Annotated in this window: 5 protein-coding genes; 4 read left to right on the forward strand and 1 reads right to left on the reverse strand. The window is 72.7% G+C overall.

Translation table 11 applies throughout. The features are described from left to right. The first annotated feature begins 119 nt into the window (after positions 1–119). The 4 genes from VFV89_RS04055 (at position 120) to VFV89_RS04070 (ending at position 4,708) form a co-directional block, all read left to right on the forward strand. Positions 120–668 (forward strand): MmcQ/YjbR family DNA-binding protein, encoded by a 549-nt coding sequence (locus tag VFV89_RS04055; protein ID WP_329704621.1) that lies wholly within the window; start codon positions 120–122, stop codon positions 666–668. Beyond that, positions 665–1,180, forward strand: coding sequence for a GNAT family N-acetyltransferase (locus tag VFV89_RS04060; protein ID WP_329704622.1), 516 nt, complete (start codon positions 665–667; stop codon positions 1,178–1,180). The genes VFV89_RS04055 and VFV89_RS04060 overlap by 4 nt, the downstream gene beginning before the upstream one ends. A gap of 9 nt (positions 1,181–1,189) precedes the next feature. Then, complete coding sequence (locus VFV89_RS04065) at positions 1,190–2,137, forward strand: co-chaperone YbbN (protein ID WP_329704623.1); 948 nt, start codon at positions 1,190–1,192, stop codon at positions 2,135–2,137. 66 nt (positions 2,138–2,203) lie between these two features. Then, on the forward strand, positions 2,204–4,708 hold the full coding sequence (locus VFV89_RS04070) for an ATP-binding protein (protein ID WP_329704625.1): 2,505 nt from the start codon (positions 2,204–2,206) through the stop codon (positions 4,706–4,708). Between the two features lie 21 nt (positions 4,709–4,729). Here VFV89_RS04070 and VFV89_RS04075 read toward each other — a convergent pair. Further along, positions 4,730–5,113: NUDIX hydrolase (locus tag VFV89_RS04075; RefSeq protein WP_329704624.1), on the reverse strand; the 384-nt coding region annotated here is incomplete at its 5' end.

The raw sequence follows: 5,113 nt of genomic DNA on the forward strand, positions 1-5,113 counted from the left end.
TGCCGAGGTGGCGGTGGGTGATCAACCGCCCGCGGCCAGGCTGCGGTTGATTGGTCACCGCTGCCCTGTCCCGACCCCTGTCCCGACCCCTGTCCCCGGCCCCCACTAGCGTCCGGACCGTGGTGACAGCGGACGACGTACGAGCGGTCGGGCTGGCGCTGCCACGTGCCTATGAGCGGATGGTCAACCGGCGCTGGAAGCTCAGGGTGGGCCAGATCGTGTTCGTGGCGTTCAGCCGGGACGAGACCGACATGGGGTTCGGGTTCCCCAAGGCCGAGCGCGACGGGCTGATCGAGTCCGACCCCGAGACGTTCTTCCTCCCGCCGGCCAGCGACCTGCGCTACCAGTGGGTCTGCGCGCACCTCGACAGGCTCGACCACGACGAGATGCGTGAGCTGGTCATCGACGCCTGGCGGATGTGCACGCCGAAGATGCTGCACGAGCTCCCCGAGATGCCCGTGCCCGCAGCCGCTGCCTGGGCCGCCCTCGACGCGGGGGAGTGGGGCGAGCTGCGGCCGTTGCTCCACCCCCACCTGCACTGGCACGACGGCGAGGTCTCGCTCCGCGGCCGGAGCAACGTGCTGCGCCACCTCCAGCAGGTGCCGACGCCGAAACCACCCACCGAGGTCGAGGCACGCGACGGCCAGATCTACCGTTGGAGCCGATGAGCACCCCATCGATCCGGCCGGTCGGCGATGACGAGTGGGACCTCGTCGGCTGGCTGTGGCAGGCCTACCGCAGCGACATGGCCCCGATCGTCAACGGGCTGCCCTACGCCGACGGCCGCTACTCCCACGGCCTGCTCGACGCCTACCCCGCCCCTGACCGCACGGGCTACCTCGCCTGGCAGCCGCACCCCAACACCGGCGCCGACGCGCCGGTCGGGTTCGCCCTCGTCTCCGGGCTCGGCGGGCCGCGCCGGCACATGGACGCCTTCTGGACCGCACCGGTCGCGCGGCGCGGCGGTCTGGGCATGAGCCTGGCGGCTCACGTCGTGGCGCAGCACCCCGGTCCGTGGACCATCGCCTTCCAGGACGGCAACGACGCTGCGACCGGCTTCTGGCGCCGGGTGGCCGGCAAGCTGTTCGGCCCCGAGGGCGAGGCCTGGACCGAGGAGCTGCGTCCGGTGCCCGGCAAGCCGGAGATCCCGCCCGACCACTGGATCGAGACCGGTCCATAGGATTGGCCCATGTCGCAACAGCCGTTCTCGCGCCCCGGCGCGGTCGACCTGTCCGGCCTGAACCGACCCACCGGCGCCGGCAACGCAGGAGCCCCGGCAGGAGGTGCCCCGGGTGCCTCCGGCGGTGCGTCGTACTGGCTCGACGTCACCCAGGACAACTTCCAGTCCACGGTCGAGGACTCGCTGACAGCACCGGTGCTGCTGGCCTTCTACTCGCCCAGCCGGCTCCCGGAGAGCGCCCAGATGGCCGCGGACCTCGCCCAGGTGGCCGAGGAGTTCGAGGGCCGCTTCCTGGCGGGCCTGGTGAACATCGACGCCGAGCCGGCGATCGCCCAGGCGGTGCAGCTGCAGTCGGTGCCCTTCGTCTTCGCGGTCATCGACGGGCGCCCGCAGCCGCTGATCCAGGACCTGCTCACCCTCGACAAGCTGCGCGGGGCGATCAACCAGGTGATGCAGCAGCTGACCGCGCAGGGCATCACCGGCCGGCACCAGCCGCGCCAGGCTGCAGCCTCGACCGAGGAGGGCGGCGAGGGAGAACCGGTCCACGACCCGCGCTACGCGCCCGCCGAGGACGCGCTGGAGCGCGAGGACTACGACGCCGCGGTCGCGGAGTACGAGAAGCTCATCGCCGCCAACCCCGCCGACACCGAGGCGGCCGCCGGGCTGGCGATGGCCAGGGTGCTGCAGCGCACCAAGGACGTCGACGCCGCCGCCGCGCGCGCCGCGGCCGACGCCGCCCCCGACGAGGTCGCCGCGCAGACGCTGGTGGCCGACCTCGACCTGCTCGACGGCCGGGTGGAGGCGGCCTTCGACCGGCTGGTCGACGTCGTACGCCGCACCGCCGGCGACGAGCGCAACCAGGCCCGCGAGCACCTCCTCGGCCTGTTCGCCGCGGTCGGCAACGACGACCCGCGAGTGCTCAAGGGCCGGCAGGCACTGGCCAGCGCCCTGTTCTAGACACCGGGTTCTCCGCTACGGTCCTGCGACCGGACGTCACAGGGGAGGGACGTCGCGTTGCCGGACGTGTTCATCAGCCATGCCTCGGTTGACGTCGACCGCGCCCGCGAGGTCGCGGTGCTCCTCGAGAGGGCCGGCTACTCCGTCTGGTGGGACGACGAGCTGCGCTCCGGGGAGCGGTTCCAGGAGTCGATCATCCGCGAGCTCAACGACGCGCTGGCCGTCGTGGTGCTGTGGTCGAAGGCCGCGGTCGAGTCCGACTGGGTCTACTCCGAGGCCCGGCGCGGCAACAAGCAGGACAAGCTCGCCCAGTTCCGTGTCGCTGACCTCGACATCGACGAGCTGCCTCCGCCGTTCGACGTCTTCCACTGCCCGGACGTCACCGACAGCCGGGCGGTGCTCTCGGGAGTCGCCGCCATCGTGCGCAGCTCGCACCGGCCGGCCCAGGGGGTGCGCGAGGACGACACATGGCGCAGCAACCTGCCGGCCGCACGCACCCCGATCGTGGGGCGGGACGTGGAGCTCACCGAGCTCCACGACGCCCTGGAGCGCGGCGAGGGGCTGGTCACGCTCACCGGTCCGGGCGGCAGCGGGAAGACCAAGCTGGCCATCGAGGCAGCGAGGGCCGGCCATGAGCTGTTCCCCTCCGGCGTCGTCTTCGTGGGGCTCGCGACGGCCACGGAGGCCCCGACGGCCTGGGGCATGGTCGGCGAGGCGCTCGGGCTGCCAGACGCCCAGCGAGGCCGGGAGGGCGTCCTGGCCGCGCTCGCGAAGGGACGCCGGCTGGTCATCCTGGACAACCTCGAGCAGCTCGAGGGAGCCGCGGGGGTGGTGGACGCGATCATCGAGTCGGCCGCCGGCTGCGCGCTCCTGGCCACCAGCCGTCGCGCCCTGCATGTGCGCGGGGAGCGGGAATACCTCGTGACGCCGCTGGCCGTGCCCGCCGGAGACCGGCTGGACGCGGCCCGGGCCTCCGGCGCGGTGACGATGTTCGTCGAGCACGCACAGCGGGTACGCCGCGACTTCGAGCTGACCGAGCAGAACGCCGGAGCGGTCGCCGAGCTCTGCCGGCGGCTGGAAGGGCTGCCGCTGGCCATCGAGCTGGTGGCGGCGCGGGCCAAGTTCGAGACGCCCGCGGCGCTGCTCCAACGGCTGCATGGGCTGCTCGACCTGACCTCGATGACGCCGGCAGCGGACCACCGGCAGGCGACCGTCCGGCAGACCATCACCTGGAGCTACGAGCTCCTCTCGTCGGCGCAGCAGCGCGTCCTGGAGTGCTTCGGGGTCTTCGAGGGCGGCGCCGACCTCGACGCACTGGAGGCGGTGGCCGACGACGACCTGGAGCACGGCGTGCTGGAGCTGCTCTACGACCTCGTCGACGCCAACCTGGTCAGCGTCCACGACACCGTGGACGGCCGCACCCGCTTCCGGGTCCTCGAGACGGTGCGCCAGTTCGCCCGCGACCGGCTGGCGCAGCGGGGGACGCTCTCGCAGAAGGTCGACGCCCACGCGCAGTTCTTCTACGACCTCGCCGGCCACCTCTACCAAGGGTCACGCTCGGCGCAGCACAGCCTCACCCGGGTGCGGTTCGAGGAGGAGGTGGCCAACCTGCGCGCGATGCTCGCCGCCACACCGGACGGCGTGCACGACGAGCCCTTCTACCCCGGACCGGTCCCGCTCTCGCACCTCACCGTGGTCGTGACCTGGGTGTGTCTGCGGTTCGGACGGGTCCGGGACGCCTACCTCGTGCTCACCGAGGCAGGCGACCGCACCACGGCGGACCGCTACGCCGAGGTGGCGACGCGGCTGGCCTTCGGCGACGCCATCAGGCTGCTGCCCGAGGTGAGCGTGGACGCGGCGTACCTCGAGACGACCCGGGCGATGGCTGCGGAGCTGCCCGACGCACGCCTCCCACCCTGGGTGGAGCCGCGCAACGTCGAGTTCTTCGCGCGCCGGCAGCTGGTGATCCTCGCCCAGGAGACCGACGACCTCGAGCATGCCCAGGAGCTGTGCGATGACCTGGTCGACTTCGCGCAGAGGCACGGCACCAAGCGGCACCGCGCCCTCGCCGACGAGGCGCGCGCCTACCAGGCCTACCGCTCCGGTGACCTCGAGCGGGCCCTGACCTTCCTCGAGCGGGAGCACGGCTACTTCGAGGAGATCGGCGACGTGCGCCAGCTGGCCATCTGCACCAACAACCTCGCCGACGTCGAGCTCATGCTGGGACGGCCGGCCGATGCCGCGGCCCGGCTCGTCGCCGGCACCGAGCGGGTCGTCGACCTCGGCGACCTGGAGACCTTCCGCGTCTACCTGCAGACCTTCGCCCAGGTGATCGGCGAGCGCGCCCCGCTCCTGGTGGCCAGGGCCGAGGGTGCCGCGCGCAGCCTCAGCGAGACCACCGGGCTGGCGCCGGAGGGCTCGGAGCCCGAGCACCTCCACGAGAGCGTGCTGGCGCCGGTGCGCAAGCTGGTGCCTGCCGACGCCTGGGCGGCCGCGGTCGAGGAGGGCCGCGCCACACCTGCGGCGGCGGTGCTCCGGGAGCTCGCCCAGGAGGCGGCGACGATCTTCTGACCGCCGTGCCCAGGTCCAGCTCTAGGTCCAGCCGTTGCCGGACTCGGTGTACGCCGGACCGGCGCCGCCGACGTTGGCCAGGGCGGCCTCGACCCGCCGGGCGGTGAAGTCCGCGCAGCGCCTGCGGACCTCGTCGAGGGCGCAGAACGCTGCGTCCCGGATCTCGCGCTCCTGCCGGACCATGGCGTCGAGCAGGCCCGGGTCGTGCTCGCCGCCGTCGAAGACCAGGCAGAGCGCGTCGTCCCAGCCACCCCACGGGGGGAGCCAATCGGTCAGCAGCAGGTTGCCGGCCTTGATCTCGAGTCCGAGCTCCTCCTCGACCTCGCGCGATACCGCGAGCTGAGGCGACTCACCGACCTCGACCACGCCGCCGGGGAGGTCCCAGTCCTGCTTGTAGGTGAGCTG

The organism is Nocardioides sp., assembly GCF_036274455.1.
Lineage (GTDB): Bacteria > Actinomycetota > Actinomycetes > Propionibacteriales > Nocardioidaceae > Nocardioides.

Coding starts and splice junctions, on each gene's coding strand:
- VFV89_RS04060 (WP_329704622.1), top strand. CDS start 665: ATGAGCACCCCATCGATCCGGCCGGTCGGCGATGACGAGTGGGACCTC.
- VFV89_RS04065 (WP_329704623.1), top strand. CDS start 1,190: ATGTCGCAACAGCCGTTCTCGCGCCCCGGCGCGGTCGACCTGTCCGGC.